Origin of the sequence: Curtobacterium flaccumfaciens (assembly GCF_051548005.1) — a bacterium.
Taxonomy (GTDB): Bacteria; Actinomycetota; Actinomycetes; order Actinomycetales; family Microbacteriaceae; genus Curtobacterium.
On the sequence record NZ_JBPUGH010000058.1, the window covers coordinates 1 to 18,750 of the forward strand.

Here is an 18,750-nt window from a genome sequence, read left to right on the forward strand (position 1 = left end):
GGCCGACCGGGCCAGCGCAGGGCCGGACGGGGGCGGCGCGGCCGTGGCGGCTGCCGCGGCAAGATGGGCGCATGCGTTCCCTGCCCGGTGTCCTCGGCGCCGCAGCGCCCGTCCACGTCGCCCCGATGGCGGGCGGCCCGAGCACCCCGGACCTCGTCGTCGCCACCGCGCGCAGCGGCCACTTCGCCCAGTTGGCTGCCGGCTACCAGGACGTCGACGCGCTCCGCGACCAGGTCGCGACGGTCCGTTCGGCGGGGGTCGAGGCGTTCGGCGTGAACCTCTTCGCCCCGAACCCGGTCCCGATCGCCCCCGACGTGTACGACGCGTACCGCGGCGAGCTGGAGCAGGAGTCCGGCCGTGCCCTGCCGACGCTGCGCGAGGACGACGACGCCTGGCCCGACAAGGTCGCCGCGCTCCTGGACGACCCCGTCCCGGTGGTCTCGTTCACGTTCGGCCTGCCCGACCTCGACGTCGTCCGGGCCTTCCGGCACCGCGGGGTCGTCACCCTGCAGTCGGTGACGACCCCGGCCGAGGCGGTCGCGGCAGCGGAGCGGGGCGTGGACGCCCTGCTCGTGCAGGGGGAGGCCGCCGGCGGACACTCCGCGGTGCTGGACCCCCGGTCGCCGGTGCGCGCGGTGCCGCTGCCGGACCTGGTCCGTTCGGTGGTGGCCGCGACGACGCTGCCCGTGGTCGCCGCCGGCGGCATCGGCGGGTCCGAGGACGTCGGCGAGCAACTCGCAGCGGGGGCGTCGGCGGTCGCCGTGGGCAGCGCCGTCCTGCGGAGCGACGAAGCCGGGACCTCGGCGACGCACCGGGCAGCGCTCGTGGACGCTGCGTTCGACCGGACCGTCCTCACCCGTGCCTTCACCGGCCGCCCGGCCAGGGCACTCGCGAACGCCTTCACCCGGGCGCACCCGGAGGCTCCCCTCGGCTACCCGGCGCTGCACCACCTCACCAGGCCGCTCCGCTCGGAGGCCGCCGCGAGCGGCGATCCGCACCGCCTGCACCTGTGGGCCGGTCGTGCCTGGCGGGCCGCGTCGGACGGTCCGGTCGCCGACGCCCTGGAGGCACTGCTCACCTGACCGGGGCGCGCTGCGGGCGCCGAGATGGTCCGGTTCGGACCCGGGACCGTTCCTGCACCGGTGGGCCGGGCGAGGGTCCGTCCACAGCGAACGCGGACTGTGCGCGGGCGCACCGCGACGGCACTACGCTCGAACGTGGTCCGCGACGCAGTGCTGCGGTGACCGGCGGACTGTGTTCCCACGTGATCCAGGAGGACCCCTCGTGACCGAATCCGCTCCCGTCGACCCCACATCGACCGACGGCTGGAAGAAGCTCGCCGCCATCGCCGACGGCTTCACCCCGGACCTGCGCGGGTGGTTCGACAGCGACCCCGAGCGTGCTGCGAAGTACACGTTCCAGGCCGCCGACCTCACCGTCGACCTCTCGAAGGGCCTCGTGACCGAGGAGATCCTCGCGGACCTGCTGCAGGTCGCCGAGGCCACCGGTGTCGCCGAGCGCTTCCGCGCGATGCTCGCCGGTGAGCACATCAACGTCACCGAGGACCGCGCCGTCCTCCACACCGCACTCCGTCGCCCGGCCGGTGCCTCCCCGGCGCTCGTCGTCGACGGGCAGGACGTCGACGCCGACGTGCACGCGACCCTCGACAAGGTCTACGCGTTCGCCGAGCAGATCCGCTCGGGCGCCTGGACCGGTGTCACCGGCAAGCGCATCGAGACCGTCGTGAACATCGGCATCGGCGGCTCCGACCTCGGCCCCGTGATGGTCTACGAAGCCCTCAAGCCGTACGTGCAGGAGGGGCTCGAAGCCCGCTTCGTCTCGAACATCGACCCGGCCGACATCTACGAGAAGACGGCCGACCTCGACCCCGAGACCACCCTCTTCATCGTCGCGTCGAAGACCTTCGGCACGCTCGAGACCTTGACGAACGCCCGGCTCGCGCGCCAGTGGCTGTGGGAGCGCCTCGGGCTCACCGACGGCTCCGACGCGGACAAGGCGAACGCGGTCGCGAAGCACTTCGTCGCCGTCTCGACCGCGCTCGACAAGGTCGCCGCGTTCGGCATCGACCCGGAGAACGCCTTCGGCTTCTGGGACTGGGTGGGCGGCCGCTACTCGGTCGACTCCGCGATCGGCACCGCCGTGGTCGTCGCGATCGGCAAGGAGAACTGGGAGCAGTTCCTCGCGGGCTTCCACGCGATCGACGAGCACGTCCGCACGACGCCGCTCGAGCAGAACGTCCCCGTCCTGATGGGCCTGCTCAACGTCTGGTACTCGAACTTCCTCGGTGCCCAGAGCCACGCGGTGCTGCCGTACACGCAGTACCTGCACCGCTTCCCCGCCTACCTGCAGCAGCTCACGATGGAGTCGAACGGCAAGCGCGTCCGCTGGGACGGCAGCCCCGTGACGACCTCCACCGGTGAGGTCTTCTGGGGCGAGCCGGGCACGAACGGCCAGCACGCGTTCTACCAGCTCATCCACCAGGGCACGAACCTGATCCCGGCCGACTTCATCACGATCGCCAACCCGCCGCGGCCGCTCACGGACGAGACCGGCGACGGCAAGGGCGTCCAGCCGGGCACCGACGTGCACACCCTGTTCCTCGCGAACTTCTTCGCGCAGACCAAGGCGCTCGCGTTCGGCAAGACCGCGGACGAGGTCCGAGCCGAGGGCACCACCGACGAGGGGATCGTCGCGGCACGCACGTTCCCGGGCAACAAGCCGACGGCGTCGATCCTCGCGCCGGAGCTCACGCCGAGCGTCCTCGGTCAGCTCATCGCGCTCTACGAGCACATCGTGTTCACTGAGGGCACCATCTGGGGCATCGACTCGTTCGACCAGTGGGGCGTGGAGCTCGGCAAGCAGCTGGCGCTGCAGGTCACCCCGGCCGTCGAGGGCGACCAGGCCGCGCTCGACGCGCAGGACTCCTCGACCAAGGCGCTCATCGCGAAGTACCTGGAGCTGCGGAAGTAGCACGCGACCGGACAGCGGACGGGAGGCGCGGTGCCGGCTGGCACCGCGCCTCCCGTCCGTTCGTGCGTGCGCCGAGGGCGCGAGCCGTGCGCTCTGGGACTCGGGCGCCGCGACGGCCGCGCGTCAGCGCGCCAACGGGTCGAGGTTGAGGGTCGTTCCCTCGTAGAGGTACTGGTCGTCGCCGAACACCTGTACGCCCTCGTTCAACCACACGAGCGCGCGGACGCTGATGCCGAACCGCGCCGCGACGTCACCGATGAGGTCGTCCGGCGCCACGACGTACGACCTCGGCGCGCCGCTCGCGGTCGTCGCCGTGACCTTCCCGGCAGCGTTCGACCGCGCACCACCGTCGACGGGTCGCACGTTCGTCGTCCGTGCGGGCACCGACCAGCGCACCGTCGTCACGGCGAGGACCTTTCCGGGGCCGAGTTCGACGGGGACCGCGGCGTCCGGCCCGGCGGACGAGTACGTCACGAGGGTGGTGAGCCCCGACGGGTCGACGCCCGATCCGTCGAGCGGGACCGTCGCCGAGGACCCGGGCGCCGCGGTGGCGCCGCCGAGCTGGTGGTCGCCGACACCGTGGTAGGTGAGACCGTCGCCGACCGCCCGCGGCTTCTCGAACAGGGAGACCGACACCGGGACGGGCAGCGTCGACGTGAAGCCGGAGTACTGCGCCGAGAACGTGTCGTCCCCGTCGGAGACCATGCGGAAGTGGAAGTGGACGCTGCCGAGCGGTGATGCGACGTTCCCCTCCGCCACGACCGTGCCGGCGGCGATCCGGCTCAGGGTCGGCGCGGGAGCCGCCGCTTCCGACGGCGCGGGGGTCGGTGTCCGCGGGTGCGCCGATGCTTCCAGCAGTGCCTCGGCGGACGACCCGTCAGGTGTCGGAGTCGGCGTCGGGGACGCGCTCTCCGACGCGTCCGATCGGGTCGGCACCGGTACCGGTTCGGGGCCACGGAGCAGGCTGCAGCCGCTCAACGCGACGATGCCGATCGTCACGACCCCCAGCGTGGCGACGGTCCTCGGTGCAGTCCTCATCGTGTTCCCCCTCCCGCGCGATGCTAACCGGGGGAGACCATGCACGCGAACCGGTCGTGCGCTGTCGGCCCCAGGCGTTACCGTCGTCGGCATGGACCGTTCCGAGATCCTCGCCGCCGCAGCAGCCGCCCACGCCGCCCGCGTCGCCGAGTCCGGTGGGGACGACGCTGCGGCCCGAGCGCGAGCCGAGTCGGTCGCCGCGCGTGATGCCCTGGCCGACGATGCCGTCCGGGATGCCGCTCGTCGACGGTCCGACGAAGCGGCCCGCGCCGCCGACCGCACCGAGGGAGCGCTGTCGGACTGGCACCGGATGGGGACCCGTCGTGGTGTCAGCCCGGACGAGCAGGTCCGGTCGGCGTGGTCGATCGCCGGGGTCCCGGAGCAGGGTGGTGCGCGGGCCCTCGCAAACGTCCTGCTGTCCACCGCCGGGCACGCGGGTCGCGTCGCCGACGCCGCTCGTCGCGACCCGAAGCTCGCCGGGGCCGCGAGCGCGGCGGCACGCCGGACGGTCCGTCGGTACACGGACCACGGCGCGGGGATGGCTTCCCTGGGGGACGTCCTGGGTGACGAGCCGTCGCCGCACGACCATGACGACGAATGACCGCTTGGACCGCTCCGACGCTGATCAGGGGTTTCGTGGACCGATCCAATCGCGAAAACGATAGTATGACTGATTGACAGGACATAGTTTCGGGTTACGATCGGTCCACGCGATGAAGCGCGATCACGGACGAAGGAGTCACCGCATGGTCGACATCAAACCGACAGGCCCCTCTGTCGCACTGCCCCCGGTCGGCACGGGGCCGCACCGCCGCCGCCTCGGCGTGCTGGCTCTCGTCGCCACCTTCGGCGGCCTGCTCTTCGGGTACGACACCGGCGTCATCAACGGTGCCCTGAACCCGATGAAGACCGAGCTCGGCCTGACCAACCTCACCGAGGGCGTCGTCACGAGCTCCCTGCTGTTCGGCGCGGCGATCGGCGCGATGCTCGGCGGTCGGGTCGCCGACGGGTGGGGACGCCGCAAGACGATCATCCTGCTCGCCGTCGCGTTCTTCGTCGGCACCCTCATCTGCGTCTTCGCCCCGTCCTTCGGCGTGATCGTGGTCGGCCGCGTGCTGCTCGGACTCGCGGTGGGCGGTGCGTCGACGGTGGTCCCGGTGTTCCTCGCCGAGCTGGCGCCCTACGAGATCCGCGGCTCGCTGTCCGGCCGCAACGAGCTCATGATCGTGATCGGGCAGCTCGCCGCCTTCGTGGTGAACGCGATCATCGGCAGCCTCTGGGGTGAGGGCGGTGGCGTCTGGCGCGTCATGCTCGCCGTCTGCGCCCTCCCCGCGATCGCGCTCTTCGTCGGCATGCTGCGGGTGCCCGAGTCGCCGCGCTGGCTCGCGTCGAAGGGGCGGAACGACGAGGCCCTCGAGGTGCTCGGGCAGATCCGCTCGGAGGAGCGCGCGACGGCGGAGCTCGAGGACATCAAGCGGACGAACGAGTTCGAGGCGAAGGTCCAGCGACAGAGTGGGTGGCGCACGCTGCTCGGCAACAAGTGGCTCATCCGCATCGTGCTCATCGGCGCGGGGCTCGGCGTCGCCCAGCAGCTCACCGGCATCAACTCGATCATGTACTACGGCCAGACGGTCCTCATCGAGTCCGGCTTCGAGGCGCAGGCAGCGCTCATCGCCAACATCGCTCCCGGTGTCATCGCCGTGATCGGTGGTGTGATCGCCCTCGCGAACATGGAGCGCATCAACCGGCGGACCACGCTCCTCATCGGGTTCTCGCTGACCACCGTGTGCCACTTCCTCATCGGCATCGCCTCGATGCTGCTCGTCACGGGCAACCCGGCGCGCCCGTGGGTGATCCTGTTCCTCGTCGTCGCATTCGTCGGATCGATGCAGACCTTCCTCAACATCGCCGTGTGGGTCGTGCTGTCCGAGATCTTCCCGACCCAGATCCGCGCACTCGGCATGGGCATCGCGGTGTTCTGCCTCTGGATCGCGAACGCGTTCCTCGGGCTGTACTTCCCGACGATCGTCGCCGCGACCGGCATCACCGGGACGTTCTTCGGGTTCGCGATCGTCGGGGTCCTGGCGCTGCTCTTCATCTGGAAGTTCGTACCGGAGAGCCGCGGCCGCACCCTCGAGGAGGTCGAGGAGGGCGTCACGACCGGCAACATCTTCGTGGTCGACAAGAAGAAGGCGCGCGCCTGACCGCGCACGACTGACGGACGGGAGGCCCGTGGCGGATCCGCCACGGGCCTCCCGTCCGTCTCCCGCCCGGCTGAGAGCGCCGTCGCGACCTGACCGTAGGCTCGTCCTGTCGTTGTACGCGTACAAGTCGAGGTGGTGGCCGTGGTCGAGCTCGGGATCCATGCCTTCCCCTCCCCGCTCACCGCGCTCTGCGCGGTGCTCCTGGTCGTCGCGGTCGGCTGCGCGGCGTTCGTCGCCGTGGACGTCGTCCGGCACCCGCCGCAGATGCGGGTGATGGCGCTCGTCTGGCCACTGACGATGCTGTTCGGCAGCGTCGTCTGGCTCGTGTTCTACCTCCGCCGGGGGCGAGCCACCGCGCCGGACCACGGGCGCTGGGCGGGGACGGCGATCGACACGAGCCACTGCGGTGCAGGATGTGCCCTCGGCGACCTGATCGGTGAGTTCGGGCTCGCCTGGTTCCCGGCGATCGGCGCGCTCGTCGGGCTCGGCTCGCTGTACCAGGACCGCATGGTCGCCGGATGGGTCGTCGACTTCGTGCTCGCCTACCTGCTCGGCATCGGCTTCCAGTACTTCGCGATCGCCCCGATGCGCGGCCTCGGCCTCCGTGCCGGACTCGTCGCCGCGCTCAAGGCCGACACGCTGGGCATCGTCGCGTGGCAGATCGGGATGTACGGGCTCATGGCCGTGTGGCAGCTCGTGGTGTTCCCCGCGCTCTTCGGCGGGCGAGCGAGTGTCTTCTCCCCGGAGTTCTGGGTCGCGATGCAACTCGCGATGGTGGCCGGCTTCGTGTGCGCCTACCCGGTCAACGCCTGGCTGGTGCGTCGGGGGATCAAGGAAGCCATGTGACGGGCTGCGAGGATGGTGCGCATGGCTGAGATCGACGAGGTGCTCGCGGCGTCCCGGGGGCTGCTCGGCATCGTCGCGCGATCGCTGACGACGGCACTCGAGCACGTCACCGTTCCGCAGTTCCGGCTCATCGTCCTCGTCACGACGCTGGGACCGACCCGTGCCGGCGACCTCGCCGAGCGTCTGGCGGTCGAGCCCTCCACGCTGACGCGCAACGTCGACCGCCTCGTGGCGGGCGGCTGGGTCGAGCGTCGGCCCGGATCCGCGAACCGGCGCGAGGTGCTCGTCGCTGCGACGGACCGAGGTCGCACGCTCGTCGACGAGGTGAGTGGCCGACGGCGCCGGGAACTCGCCGAGGTGCTGGAGCGGGTGCCCGAGGCGGAGCGGCCGACGGTCGTCGCTGCCATGCGGGCGTTGCGGACGGCGATGGACGAGCCCCTGCCCGAGGAGGTCTCGGCCTTCGGCGGCTGATCCGTCGCCCGGACGGACGACCGGCCCCTGCGCCACGCCGCGCTGTCGGCTCCGTCCCCCCCCCCCCCGGACCTCTCGACCTCCAACAGTTGCACGCGTACAATCATTGTTCTCGTACAAATGATGGAGGACCGTGTCCACACCCGCCCCCGCTCGTTCCCACCTGCACGCCGCCGGCACCCGGTTCGGGGGTGCCGCCGTCCGGCTCGCACTGCCCGCCCTCGTCGTCGGTGCCGGAGCCGGCGTCGCCGCGGTCGTCTTCCGCTGGCTCATCCAGCACGCCACGTGGGTCTTCAGCGGGCACGCCGACTACTCCGCGACCACCGGGCACCCCGCGAACCCGTGGGTCCCGTGGCTCGGCGCCGGCTTCGTCGTGCTCGCTCCCGTGGTCGGCGGTCTGCTCTACGGGCCGCTCATCCATCGGTTCGCGCGTGAGGCGCGGGGGCACGGCGTGCCCGAGGTCATGTTCGCGGTCGACCGGACGGGCGGTCGGATCCGCGGCAGCGTCGCCGTCGTGAAGGCCCTCGCGAGCGCGATCTGCATCGGCGCAGGCGGCTCCGTCGGCAGGGAGGGGCCGATCATCCAGATCGGCTCGGCACTCGGTTCGACGATCGGCCGGTGGATGCGCATGCCCGAGGTCCGGCTGAGGACCCTCGTCGCGTGCGGGGCGGCCGGCGGCATCTCCGCCACGTTCAACGCTCCCGTGGCCGGGGTCTTCTTCGCGCTCGAGCTCCTCCTCCGCGACTTCACGCCGACGTCGTTCGGCGCGGTCGCGATCGCGAGCATCACGGCCGCGCTCGTGGGGCGGGCAGCGTTCGGTGACTCGGCCTTCCTCCACCTTCCGGCGATCGGAGGCATCACGCCGCCGGAGTACCTGCTCTTCGCGGTGCTCGGGCTCGTGGCGGGGGCGGTCGGCATCGGCTTCACCCGGGTGCTCTACCTCGTCGAGGACGCCTGCGACGTCCTGTGGCGGGCGACCCGCGGTCCGGAGTGGCTGCGGCCCGTCGTCGGCGGCCTGTTCCTCGGCCTGCTCCTGCTCGCGCTGCCCCAGATGTACGGCGTCGGGTACCCGGTCCTCGAGGACGGGGTCGCCGGGCAGTACGCGCTCGGGTTCCTCGCCGTGCTCGTGGTCGGCAAGGTGCTCGCGACCTCGTTGACCCTCGGCATCGGCGGCTCCGGCGGGGTCTTCGCGCCGTCGCTGTTCATCGGGGCCATGGTCGGTGCGGCCTTCGGCGAGGTCGCAGCGACGCTGGACCCGGCCCTGCACGGGCAGGTCGGGGCGTTCGCGGTCGTCGGGATGGGGGCGGTGTTCGCCGGGTCGACCCGCGCACCGATCACGGCGGGCATCATGCTCTTCGAGTTGACCGGCGACTACGCGCTCGTCCTGCCGGTCGTCGTCGCGGTCGTCATCGCGACGGCGGTGTCGAAGGTCCTGTCGCGCGACACCGTGTACACGCTCAAGCTCAGTCGCCGCGGCGTCGACCTCACCGACTCTGCGGTTCCGGTCCGCCGGCCGACCGGTACGACGGTCGGTGGTGCGGCTCGGCCGGTCGGAGCGCTCGTGCCGGTGACCGCGACCGCCGCTGAAGCACTCGCGGCCGTCGAGTCCGGCGGCGGCGCACCCGTCGTCGTGGTGGACGCCGAAGGGTGCTTCGCGGGTGTGGTGTCGGCCCGCTCGATCGGCGAGGCCGTCCTCACCGACGTCGACGTCGCAGACCGTCCGGTGCTCGACGTGACCGCCGACGTGACGGCGGTCCCGGACGATGCAGTGCTCGACTCGGTCGTGCAGGACGTCGTGGAGGCGGCGGACACCGCCGGCCTGCCGGTGGTCGACACGGACGGCCGCCCGGTCGGTTGGCTGGGTCAGGCGGAAGCGCTGCGGGCACTGGTCTCCACGAGGTGACGGACGGGAGGCCCGTGGCGGGATCCGCCACCCCTCCCTCGCAGGCTCGGTCGGCGCGCCCCGCGCAACGCTTCGCGGTTGCCGCTGAGCGGGGCGCGCCCGTCCGTCTGCTGGTCGCGCTACGGGCGCAGGAGCACCTTGCCGACGCGGCCGGCGGTGTCGCTCGCGCGCGCCGCGGCGCGCGCCTCCTCGAACGGGAAGACCTCGGAGACCGGGAGGGTCAGCGAGCCGTCGAGCACGCGCGAGATGAGCTCGCCGAAGAGCTGCTGCTTGAGCGGCGCGTCCATGGTCTTGCTCACGACCGCACCCCAGAAGCCCTTGACCGTGAGCTGGCCGAAGATGACCTTGCCCGACGGGATCTCCAGGGTGGGGGAGGCCATCGCGCCGAAGACGACGAGGGTGCCGTTCTCGCCCATCACCGAGGCGATGTCACCCGCGGCCTTGCCGCCGACGGACTCGACGCCCGCGACGATCGGGGCGCCGCCCGTGATCGCACGGACCTGGTCCTGCCAGTCGTCCGCGTCGGTGGCGACGATGCGGTCGATGCCCTGCTCGCGGAGCTCCTCGACGCCGGCGGCGCGACGGACGAGTCCGATGACGTTGATGCCGCGGGCCTTGCCGAGCTGCGCGACCATCCGGCCGACCGCACCGTTCGCGGCGTTCTGGATGAGCCAGTCGCCCTCGTGCAGGTCGAGCGAGTGCAGCAGGCTGATGGCGCTGAAGGGCATCGACACGAGCTGTGCGGCGTCCTCGTCGGTCATCGCGTCCGGCACCGGCACGAGACCCGCGGCGTTCGCGACGTAGTACTCGGCCCAGACGCCGAAGGTGCCGCCGGCGACGCGCCGGCCGACCGACAGGTTCGTGACGCCCTCGCCGAGGGCCTCGACGACGCCGAGTGCCTCGGTGCCGGAGGCTGCGGGCAGCTCGGGCTTGAAGCCGTACGTGCCACGGATCGTCCACAGGTCGTGGTTGTGGATGGGCGAGAGGACGGTGCGGACGAGGACCTCACCGGCGCCGGGGGTGGGGACCGGGCGCTCCTCGGCGGCCAGCACGTCGGCGGGCTCGCCGAACTCGTGGTGCACGACGGCGCGCATGGTGGTGGGGGTGGTGCTCATGGACTAGTCCTCCGAGACGGTGATGGTGACGTCGATGTTGCCGCGCGTCGCGTTCGAGTACGGGCAGACCTGGTGGGCGGCGTCCGCGAGGGCCTGGGCCTGGTCGTGCTCGAGTCCGGGCAGCACGACCTCGAGCAGGACGGCGAGCTGGTAGCCGCCGTTCCCGTTCGGGCCGATCTGCACGCGGCCGCCGACGGACGAGTCCGTGATCTTCACCTTCTGCGCACGGGCGACACCCTGCAGCGCGGAGTGGAAGCAGGCGGCGTACCCGGCGGCGAACAGCTGCTCGGGGTTCGTGCCGGCGCCGGAGCCGCCCATCTCCTTCGGGATCGCGAGGTCGAGCGCGAACGAGCCGTCGCTGGTCGCGACGCGGCCGTCGCGGCCGGCGCCGGTGGAGAGGGCCTCGGCGGTGTAGAGGGCTTCCATGTGGTTCCTTCCTTCGTGGGGGTCAGTGCTGCTGCGCCGCGTCGGCGGGGTCGGCGGAGTCGTCGTCCCGGGGCTCGGCTGCGGCGTGCATGGTGGCGGTGAGTCGCTGGAGCGTCGCGATGAGCTCGAGCGCGGCCTGCTCGTCCGGCAGTCCCATGCCCTGCGCGATGCGGCCGGGGACGTGCGCGAGCTCCGGGCGGATCGAGCGACCGCGGTCACCGAGCGTGACGGTGACGACGCGCTCGTCGGTGCTCCGGCGCTCGCGGCGGACGAGGTCCGACTGCTCCATGCGACGGAGGAGCGGTGACAGCGTGCCGGAGTCGAGCTGGAGGTGGTCGCCGAGGGACGACACGCTCTGGTCGCCCTCGATCCAGAGGGTCACGAGCACGAGGTACTGCGGGTACGTCAGGCCCCACGGTTCGAGCATGGTGCGGTACGCCTGGGTCGTCGCGCGGGAGGCGGCGTAGAGCGAGAAGCACACCATCTCGTCGGTCACGGGCATGCCAACAGTGTTGCACGCAACTCAGTTGTGCACAACCATGATCGGCGTCAGTCGTCGTCTCCAGGGCGCCGCGCGCGGAGCCGGAGTGTGGCGGCGAGGCCGAGCACGAGGAAGCCCGCGGCGGACCACGCCGCCGCGCGGGTCCCGTCACTGAAGGCCTCCGCTGCGACGTCCGCGGCCGACGGGTCCTGCTCGCGGAGTCCGGCGATCGCGCCACCCGAGGACGCCACGACCGCATCGGCCACCTGCGAGGCGGTCGCGGACGGGGTGCCGGCGTCCTCCAGCCGGTGTTCGAGCAGCGAGTTCGTCGAGGTGAACAGGACCGTGCCGAGCACCGCGATGCCGAGCGCGGACCCGATCTGCCGCGCGGTGCTCTGTGCTCCGGAGGCCTCACCGCTCCGCTCGACCGGGACGTCCTGGAGCACGACCCCGGTCAGCTGCGCGGTGGCGAGACCGACACCGAACCCGTACACGAACAGGCACGGCACGATCGCCCACCACGGGGTCGACGACGACACGACGAACCCGACCGCGGCGACGCCGACGATCTCCGCGCCGATGCCGAGCCGGACGATCCGCAGGGCGCCGATCCGCTGGCCGACCGTCGCTGCGAACCCGCTCGCCACGAAGGACCCGACGGCGAGGGCGAGCAGCACGAACCCGGTCTGGAGTGCCGAGTAGCCGAGCACGTTCTGCAGCCACAGCGGGAGCGACAGGATGATGCCGAACTCGCCGAGCGACACGATGAGCGCCGCGACCGAGCCGCCGCGGAACGACGCGATGCCGAACAGGTCGAGGGCGATGAGCGTCGAGCGGCCGGCGCGCTGGCGCCGCAGCGTCCAGAGCACGAACAGCACGCCGGCGATCACGGTGAGCCCGAACGCGTACGGGATGGGGGAGAGTGGGCCGGGCCACGACCAGTCGCCGATCCGGAGCCGCTCGGCGTTCGTCCACCAGCCGTAGGTCCGCCCCTCGATGAGCCCGAACACGAGCGACGCGCTCGTGAGCACGCTGAGCACCGCTCCGACGACGTCGATCCGGCCGGCGTGCACCGCGTCGCGGGACTCACGGACGAAGAGGAACGCGCAGACGACGATGGCGACGCCGAGCGGGATGTTGATGCCGAACGCCCAGCGCCACGAGAACGACGTCGTGAGCCACCCGCCGAGCAGCGGCCCGACGGCGACCATGCCGCCGATGGTCGACCCCCAGACGGCGAACGCGATGCCCCGTTCACGTCCGGTGAAGTTCGCGTTGACGAGCGACAGCGTCGTCGGGAGGACCATCGCGCCGCCGACGCCCTGGACGATGCGGGCGAGCACGAGCAGCTCGCCGGTCGGTGCCAGCGCGGCGAGCACGGACGCCGCTGCGAACACCGCGACGCCGGTCACCATGAGGAGCCGGCGCCCGAGCCGGTCGGCGAGTGAGCCGAACACGAGCAGCAGCGCCGCGAACACCAGGGTGTAGCTCTCCTGCACCCACTGCACCGCGGTCGAGCCGATGTCCAGGTCACGGACGATGCTCGGGATCGCGACGTTCACGATGGTCGAGTCCACGATGATCAGCGACACGGCGATGCTGATCACGACGAGGCCGGCCCAGCGCCGGCGTTCGGTCGCGGCCGGGTCCTCGACGGCGCGGGGGTGTGGGGTGCTCATGCGGTGCCTCCTGGGATCGTCAGCATGCTGATGATCACCGTACGCTGCCCGCCGCGCCGGCGTGGAGGTCGCTCACCGACGGGGTACGGCCAGCGTCGAGCACGCGCATGGGCACGGACGGTTAGGCTGACGTGACCCACGATGACCAGCAACCACCTCGACCACACCGCGGCCCCCGCCGCCGGCGACACCCGCCGCACGGGACGCGCCGCATCCCACGGCAAGACGATCCTCATCGGGGAGCACGCCGTGGTCCACGGCGCACCCGCACTCGTGCTGCCGGTCCTCGACGCGGTCGTGGTCGCGACGGTCACCCCGGTCGGGTCCGACCCCGCGCGCGTCGACCGCGGCCCCGACACGGACCCGGCGACCGGGCACCTGCTGGAGTCCGCCGTGCACAACGGCCCCCTCGACACCGCGCCCGCGGCCGTCCTGCCGACCGTCACCGCGGTGACCGCGACGCTGCGGCACTTCGGCGTGACCGACCGCCGGTTCCACGTCCGCGTCGACAGCGACGTCCCGACCGCCCGGGGGATGGGTTCGAGCGCCGCGGTCGCCGCAGCCGTCACGGCAGCGGTCGCCGACGCCCTCGGCGAGACCCTGGACGCCGACACGCACCACGAGCTCATCCAGGAGTGCGAGCGCATCGCCCACGGGCGGCCGTCCGGACTCGACGCACGCGGCGTGGTCGCGGACGCACCGGTCTGGTTCGAGGGCGGCCGGGTCGAGCCCGTCGCTCTCGGTGCTCGGTTCACCTTCGTCGTCGCCGACACCGGCGTCCCTGGTCACACCCGGGAGGCCGTCGCCTCCGTGCGGGACCGCCTCGAGCGCGACCCGGTCGGGGTCCGCGCGGCGATCGACGGGATCGGCGACCTCGCCCGTGCTGCCCGCGCGGCCCTCGAGCACGGCGACGCACAGGCGCTCGGTGCGAGCATGGACGCCGCGCACGGGCTGCTCGCCGACCTCGACGTCTCGAGCGCCGACCTCGACCGGCTCGTCACCGCGGCGCGTGGGGCCGGTGCCCTCGGCGCGAAGCTCACGGGCGGCGGTCGCGGCGGCTGCGTCCTCGCCCTCGCCACCGACGACGACGCTGACCGCATCGCGGCAGCCCTGCGCGGCGTAGGTGCCGCAGCCACCTGGACCACCACGATCGGAGACCGCGCATGACCACCGCAACGGCCGTCGCGCACCCCAACATCGCCCTCGTCAAGTACTGGGGCAAGGCGGACGCGACCCTCGCGCTGCCGGCGACCGGCAGCGTCTCGATGGGGCTCGACGTCTTCCCGACGACCACCACGGTCACGGTCGGGGACACGGCGGACGACACCCTGACGCTGAACGGTGCCGTCACGACCGACGGTGCGCTGGTGCGGGTCACGCAGTTCCTCGACCTCGTGCGCGAGCTCGCCGGATCGACCTCGCGGGCTTCGGTCGTCAGCGAGAACACGGTCCCGACCGGCGCCGGACTGGCGTCGAGCGCTTCGGGGTTCGCCGCGCTCGCGACCGCCGCAGCGGCCGCGTACGGCCTGGACCTCTCCGAGCGCGACCTCTCCCGGCTCGCCCGTCGTGGCTCCGGCTCGGCGACGCGATCGATCCCCGGTGGCGTCGCGGTCTGGCACGCCGGCGACGACCAGGGTTCGTACGCCGAGACCGTGCCCGCGCCCCCGATGGCGATGGTCGTGGTCACGATCGACGCCGGCCCGAAGCCGATCGGCTCCCGTGAAGCCATGCGTCGCACCATCGCGACGTCGCCGTTCTACCCGGCATGGGTGACGTCGACGACCGAGACCGTCACCGACATGCTCACGGCCTGCGCCGCCGGGGACTTCCCGCGCATCGGCGAGCTCACCGAGAGCAACGCGCTCCGCATGCACGCCACGATCGAGGGCGCGTTCCCCCCGATCCGTTACCTCAACGCGCGTAGCGTCGCCGTGTTCGACGCGGTCGCCGAGCTCCGTGCCGCCGGGCTGCAGGCGTACGCCACCGCCGACGCGGGCCCGAACGTGGTCGTGCTCACCACGCCGGAGGACCGTTCCGCCGTCGCCGCCGCCCTCGCCGGCCACGGTGACGTCAACGCGTCCGGCACCGGACCAGGCGCGCACCTCCTCCGCTCCGAAGGAACCGCGACGACCGGCGAGGTACCCGCCCCGGCCGTCGTCCGACCGGAGGAGACCGCCGAGTGATCGAGTTCCGCGCCCACGGCAAGCTGTTCGTCGCCGGGGAGTACGCCGTCGTCGAGCCCGGGCAGCCGTCCGTGCTCATCGCGCTCGACCGTGCCATCACGGCACGGGTCAGCGAGGGACACGGCTCGGGCAGCGTGCACTCCGAGGAGTACGGCCACCTGCCGCTGACGTGGACGCGCGCCGAGGACGGCCTCGCCCTCGACCGCGAGCACCACCCCTACGACTACGTCATGGCGACGATCGACCTCGTCGAGAAGCTCCGGGCCGAGCGGGGGATCGCGCCGCGGTTCCACGACCTCCGGATCCAGAGCCAGCTCGACGACGCGAGCGGGCGCAAGTTCGGCCTCGGCTCGTCCGCAGCGGTCACCGTCGCGACGGTCGGCGCCCTCGACCGCTTCTACGGCCTCGGGCTGACGCAGCGCGACCGGTTCCGCGTGGCGCTGCTCGCGACCATCCGCGTGAACCCCCGGGCGTCCGGTGGCGACCTCGCCGCGAGCACCTTCGGCGGGTGGCTCCGCTACAGCGCCCCGGACCGCGAACTGCTCGCCGCGATGCTGCAGCCCGCGCCCGAGCGCGGCGACGGCAGCGTCTCGGGCATCCTCAGCGACGTCGATGCGTGGACCGGGTTCGACGTGCAGCGTCTGCCCGCCCCGACGGACCTCCGTCTCCTCGTCGGCTGGACCGGCTCGCCCGCGTCCACCACGAAGCTCGTCAGCGTCGTCCGGGAGCACCGGGGCGGCGGGTACCCCGCGTTCCTCGACGAGAGCCGGACCTGCGTCGACGACCTCACCGCGGGCCTCCAGACCGGCGACGCCGAACGAACGCTCGACGCGCTCCGTCGCGCTCGCGTCCTGCTCCAGCGCCTCGGCGCGTCCGTCGGGTCGCAGATCGAGACGGAGCGACTCGCCACCCTGTGCGACGTCGTCGAGCGGGCCGGCGGGGCGGCGAAGCCGTCCGGGGCCGGCGGCGGTGACTGCGGCATCGCGCTCGTCCCGGCGGACACCGACCTCACCGCCATCCACCGCGCCTGGGAGGCGCACGACATCAGGCACCTCAGCGTCGCGGTGCAGGCGCCCGAAGGAGACCTCGATGACTGACCCGACCGACCCCACCGCACCCGCGACCGGCCTGACGACGCCGATCCCGACCAAGTGGGTCGGACCGATCCGCGTCTCCGGCAACGCGGTCGAGGGCGAGCACGAGGTGCCCCTCGCCACGTACGAGTCGCCCCTCTGGCCGTCGGTCGGTCGCGGGGCGCGCATCTCGCGCATGGTCGAGGGCGGCATCGTCGCGACCGTCGTGGACGAGCGCATGACCCGGTCCGTCGTCGTCCGTGCCGACAGTGCGGCCGCGGCCCACGTCGCGGCCGGTCGCATCCTCGCGCGCCAGGACGAGCTCGAGGCGCTGGTGACCGGGCAGAGCCGGTTCGCGAAGCTCATCGAGGTGCACCCCGAGATCGTCGGCGACCTGCTGTTCCTCCGCTTCGCGTTCACCACGGGGGACGCGTCCGGCCACAACATGGTCACGCAGGCGGCCGACAAGCTCCTGCCCGCGATCCTCGCGTGGGAGCCGGGCCTGCGCTACGTCAGCATCTCCGGGAACTTCTGCACGGACAAGAAGGCCACCGCGGTGAACGGCATCCGTGGTCGCGGTCGGAACACCATCGCCGAGATCGTCATCCCGGGCGAGGTCGTGTCGAAGCGCCTGCGGTCCACCCCCGAGCGGATCGCCGAGCTGAACGTCGCGAAGAACCTCGTGGGCTCCACGATCGCCGGGGCGCTGCGCTCCGCGAACGCGCACTACGCCAACATGCTCCTCGGGTTCTACCTCGCCACCGGCCAGGACGCGGCGAACATCGTCGAGGGGTCCCAGGGCATCACGTCCGCGGAGGTCCGCGGCGACGACCTGTACTTCGCGACCTCGCTGCCGCACCTCATCGTCGGCACGGTCGGCAACGGCAAGGGCGGTGACCTGCCCGTCGTCGAGGACGCCCTCGTGCGCCTGGGCTGCCGCGAGGACCGCGCACCCGGGGAGAACGCCCGCCGCCTGGCCGCCCTGTGCGCGGCGACCGTGCTGTGCGGAGAGCTGTCGCTCCTCGCGGCGCAGACCAACCCGGGAGAACTCATGGCAGCGCACGTCGCGATGGAACGACGTGGCGCGGCAGCAGGAGGTGCAGCATGACCGCCATCGGCATCCACGACATCGCGATCGCGACCGGCCACCACGTCCTGGAGCTCGACGACCTCGCGGAGCGGCTCGGCGTCGACCCGGCGAAGTACCACGTCGGCATCGGGCAGGACGCCTTCAGCGTGCCCGCGCCGGACGAGGACATCGTCACGATGGGGGCGGCCGCCGCGAAGGAGATCATCGACCGCCACGGCGTCGAGGGCATCCGCACCGTGCTCTTCGCCACCGAGTCCGGCGTCGACCAGTCGAAGGCCGCCGGCGTGTTCGTGCACGGCCTCCTCGGACTGCCGCAGTCCGTCCGGGTCGTCGAGCTGAAGCAGGCCTGCTATGGCGGGACGGCCGCCGTGCAGCTCGCCCTCGGGATCGTCGCCCGGGCGCCGCACGAGCGGGTGCTCGTCATCGCTGCCGACGTCGCACGGTACGACGTCGACACGGCGGCCGAGCCCACCCAGGGTGCCGGTGCCGCCGCGGTGCTCGTGACCGCCGACCCCGACCTCATCGAGATCGAGCCGGCCGCGGGGGTGTTCACCGCGGACGTCGACGACTTCTGGCGTCCGAACGACCGCTCGACCGCGCTCGTCGACGGTCGCCTGTCGGTCACGGCCTACGTCGACGCGTTCGTCGGGGCCTGGGACGACCTCGTCGCGCAGGGCGGTCCGGGCTACGAGGACATCGTGCGCTGGGTCCACCACCAGCCGTTCACGAAGATGGCGATCAAGGCGCACCGGAAGCTCGCACACCACGTCGGGCAGCCGTTCGACGACGCCGAACTCGCGATCGGCTTCACTTACAACAAGCAGACCGGCAACACCTACACGGCGTCGATCTGGATCGCCCTCGCGGCCCTGCTCGACCTCGACGACGACCTCGACGGGCAGCGGATCGCGATGTTCAGCTACGGCTCCGGCAGCGTCGGCGAGCTCCTGACCGGCATCGTCCGGCCGGGGTACCGGACGCACCGCCGGGAGGGCCGGGTCCGGTCGCTCCTCGAGGCCCGCGTCCCGCTGACGGTCGACGCGTACCGGGAGCTCCACGCCGCGGGTGCCGCGACGAGCGAGGACACCGAGCGACCGCGGGTCACGACGGCGCCGTACCGGTTCGCCGGGGTCCGCGGCGGTGCCCGCCGCTACGAGCCGACCGCGCGGGCCTGACGCGCCGGCGCGTCCGCCCGCTGTTCTGTCGCTTCCGCGAAAGCGACAGAACAGCGCCGTCCGGCCCGCCACATC

17 protein-coding genes are annotated in these 18,750 nt (G+C 72.4%); 12 read left to right on the top strand and 5 right to left on the bottom strand.

Annotated features, from left to right (window positions below):
- The first annotated feature begins 71 nt into the window (after positions 1-71).
- Together ACSW7Y_RS08725 and pgi are read left to right on the top strand one after the other, a co-directional pair.
- Positions 72-1,082: a nitronate monooxygenase gene (locus ACSW7Y_RS08725; protein WP_438125908.1), complete on the top strand. Its 1,011-nt coding sequence runs from the start codon at positions 72-74 to the stop codon at positions 1,080-1,082.
- 202 nt (positions 1,083-1,284) lie between these two features.
- Positions 1,285-2,991 carry a glucose-6-phosphate isomerase gene (gene pgi, locus ACSW7Y_RS08730; RefSeq protein WP_438125909.1) on the top strand — a complete coding sequence of 569 codons (1,707 nt, stop codon included), beginning with the start codon at positions 1,285-1,287 and terminating at the stop codon, positions 2,989-2,991.
- Between the two features lie 123 nt (positions 2,992-3,114).
- Here pgi and ACSW7Y_RS08735 read toward each other — a convergent pair whose 3' ends face one another.
- On the bottom strand, positions 3,115-4,029 hold the full coding sequence (locus tag ACSW7Y_RS08735) for a LysM domain-containing protein (protein ID WP_438125910.1): 915 nt from the start codon (positions 4,027-4,029) through the stop codon (positions 3,115-3,117).
- Between the two features lie 91 nt (positions 4,030-4,120).
- On the opposite strand from ACSW7Y_RS08735, the gene ACSW7Y_RS08740 reads away from it, so the two are divergent.
- The 5 genes from ACSW7Y_RS08740 (at position 4,121) to ACSW7Y_RS08760 (ending at position 9,453) form a co-directional block, all read left to right on the top strand.
- On the top strand, positions 4,121-4,630 hold the full coding sequence (locus ACSW7Y_RS08740) for a hypothetical protein (protein ID WP_438125911.1): 510 nt from the start codon (positions 4,121-4,123) through the stop codon (positions 4,628-4,630).
- Positions 4,631-4,775: 145 nt separating this feature from the next.
- Positions 4,776-6,233, top strand: a complete 1,458-nt coding sequence (locus tag ACSW7Y_RS08745; protein ID WP_438125912.1) for a sugar porter family MFS transporter — start codon at positions 4,776-4,778, stop codon at positions 6,231-6,233.
- 141 nt (positions 6,234-6,374) lie between these two features.
- Positions 6,375-7,079 (top strand): DUF4396 domain-containing protein, encoded by a 705-nt coding sequence (locus tag ACSW7Y_RS08750; RefSeq protein ID WP_438125913.1) that lies wholly within the window; start codon positions 6,375-6,377, stop codon positions 7,077-7,079.
- A gap of 21 nt (positions 7,080-7,100) precedes the next feature.
- Complete coding sequence (locus tag ACSW7Y_RS08755) at positions 7,101-7,550, top strand: MarR family winged helix-turn-helix transcriptional regulator (protein ID WP_438125914.1); 450 nt, start codon at positions 7,101-7,103, stop codon at positions 7,548-7,550.
- A 133-nt stretch (positions 7,551-7,683) separates the two neighbouring features.
- Positions 7,684-9,453, top strand: coding sequence for a chloride channel protein (locus tag ACSW7Y_RS08760; RefSeq protein ID WP_438125915.1), 1,770 nt, complete (start codon positions 7,684-7,686; stop codon positions 9,451-9,453).
- Between the two features lie 119 nt (positions 9,454-9,572).
- On the opposite strand, the gene ACSW7Y_RS08765 is transcribed toward ACSW7Y_RS08760, so the two are convergent.
- Genes ACSW7Y_RS08765 through ACSW7Y_RS08780 form a run of 4 tightly spaced genes read right to left on the bottom strand, consistent with a single transcriptional unit; the run spans position 9,573 to position 13,154 of the window.
- Positions 9,573-10,547 carry a zinc-binding dehydrogenase gene (locus ACSW7Y_RS08765; RefSeq protein ID WP_438125924.1) on the bottom strand — a complete coding sequence of 325 codons (975 nt, stop codon included), beginning with the start codon at positions 10,545-10,547 and terminating at the stop codon, positions 9,573-9,575.
- Positions 10,548-10,571: 24 nt separating this feature from the next.
- Complete coding sequence (locus tag ACSW7Y_RS08770) at positions 10,572-10,994, bottom strand: organic hydroperoxide resistance protein (protein WP_438125916.1); 423 nt, start codon at positions 10,992-10,994, stop codon at positions 10,572-10,574.
- A gap of 22 nt (positions 10,995-11,016) precedes the next feature.
- Positions 11,017-11,496: a MarR family winged helix-turn-helix transcriptional regulator gene (locus tag ACSW7Y_RS08775; RefSeq protein ID WP_438125917.1), complete on the bottom strand. Its 480-nt coding sequence runs from the start codon at positions 11,494-11,496 to the stop codon at positions 11,017-11,019.
- 47 nt (positions 11,497-11,543) lie between these two features.
- Positions 11,544-13,154: a DHA2 family efflux MFS transporter permease subunit gene (locus tag ACSW7Y_RS08780; protein WP_438125918.1), complete on the bottom strand. Its 1,611-nt coding sequence runs from the start codon at positions 13,152-13,154 to the stop codon at positions 11,544-11,546.
- Positions 13,155-13,295: 141 nt separating this feature from the next.
- Here ACSW7Y_RS08780 and mvk point away from each other — a divergent pair, with 141 nt between their 5' ends.
- Genes mvk through ACSW7Y_RS08805 form a run of 5 tightly spaced genes read left to right on the top strand, consistent with a single transcriptional unit; the run spans position 13,296 to position 18,675 of the window.
- A complete protein-coding gene (gene mvk, locus ACSW7Y_RS08785) occupies positions 13,296-14,321 on the top strand; it encodes a mevalonate kinase (protein WP_438125919.1) in 1,026 nt (341 codons plus the stop codon).
- On the top strand, positions 14,318-15,337 hold the full coding sequence (mvaD, locus tag ACSW7Y_RS08790) for a diphosphomevalonate decarboxylase (RefSeq protein ID WP_438125920.1): 1,020 nt from the start codon (positions 14,318-14,320) through the stop codon (positions 15,335-15,337). The genes mvk and mvaD overlap by 4 nt, the downstream gene beginning before the upstream one ends.
- The gene (locus ACSW7Y_RS08795; protein WP_438125921.1) at positions 15,334-16,434 is read left to right on the top strand and encodes a phosphomevalonate kinase; all 1,101 of its coding nucleotides are present in this window, start codon (positions 15,334-15,336) and stop codon (positions 16,432-16,434) included. Before mvaD ends, ACSW7Y_RS08795 begins: the two co-directional genes overlap by 4 nt.
- Positions 16,427-17,518: a hydroxymethylglutaryl-CoA reductase gene (locus tag ACSW7Y_RS08800; protein WP_438125922.1), complete on the top strand. Its 1,092-nt coding sequence runs from the start codon at positions 16,427-16,429 to the stop codon at positions 17,516-17,518. Before ACSW7Y_RS08795 ends, ACSW7Y_RS08800 begins: the two co-directional genes overlap by 8 nt.
- Positions 17,515-18,675 carry a hydroxymethylglutaryl-CoA synthase gene (locus ACSW7Y_RS08805; protein WP_438125923.1) on the top strand — a complete coding sequence of 387 codons (1,161 nt, stop codon included), beginning with the start codon at positions 17,515-17,517 and terminating at the stop codon, positions 18,673-18,675. Before ACSW7Y_RS08800 ends, ACSW7Y_RS08805 begins: the two co-directional genes overlap by 4 nt.
- Positions 18,676-18,750: the final 75 nt, after the last annotated feature.

Coding starts and splice junctions, on each gene's coding strand:
- ACSW7Y_RS08725 (WP_438125908.1), top strand. CDS start 72: ATGCGTTCCCTGCCCGGTGTCCTCGGCGCCGCAGCGCCCGTCCACGTC.
- ACSW7Y_RS08735 (WP_438125910.1), bottom strand. CDS start 4,029: ATGAGGACTGCACCGAGGACCGTCGCCACGCTGGGGGTCGTGACGATC.
- ACSW7Y_RS08740 (WP_438125911.1), top strand. CDS start 4,121: ATGGACCGTTCCGAGATCCTCGCCGCCGCAGCAGCCGCCCACGCCGCC.
- ACSW7Y_RS08745 (WP_438125912.1), top strand. CDS start 4,776: ATGGTCGACATCAAACCGACAGGCCCCTCTGTCGCACTGCCCCCGGTC.
- ACSW7Y_RS08755 (WP_438125914.1), top strand. CDS start 7,101: ATGGCTGAGATCGACGAGGTGCTCGCGGCGTCCCGGGGGCTGCTCGGC.
- ACSW7Y_RS08765 (WP_438125924.1), bottom strand. CDS start 10,547: ATGCGCGCCGTCGTGCACCACGAGTTCGGCGAGCCCGCCGACGTGCTG.
- ACSW7Y_RS08770 (WP_438125916.1), bottom strand. CDS start 10,994: ATGGAAGCCCTCTACACCGCCGAGGCCCTCTCCACCGGCGCCGGCCGC.
- ACSW7Y_RS08775 (WP_438125917.1), bottom strand. CDS start 11,496: ATGCCCGTGACCGACGAGATGGTGTGCTTCTCGCTCTACGCCGCCTCC.
- ACSW7Y_RS08780 (WP_438125918.1), bottom strand. CDS start 13,154: ATGAGCACCCCACACCCCCGCGCCGTCGAGGACCCGGCCGCGACCGAA.
- mvk (WP_438125919.1), top strand. CDS start 13,296: ATGACCAGCAACCACCTCGACCACACCGCGGCCCCCGCCGCCGGCGAC.
- mvaD (WP_438125920.1), top strand. CDS start 14,318: ATGACCACCGCAACGGCCGTCGCGCACCCCAACATCGCCCTCGTCAAG.
- ACSW7Y_RS08800 (WP_438125922.1), top strand. CDS start 16,427: ATGACTGACCCGACCGACCCCACCGCACCCGCGACCGGCCTGACGACG.
- ACSW7Y_RS08805 (WP_438125923.1), top strand. CDS start 17,515: ATGACCGCCATCGGCATCCACGACATCGCGATCGCGACCGGCCACCAC.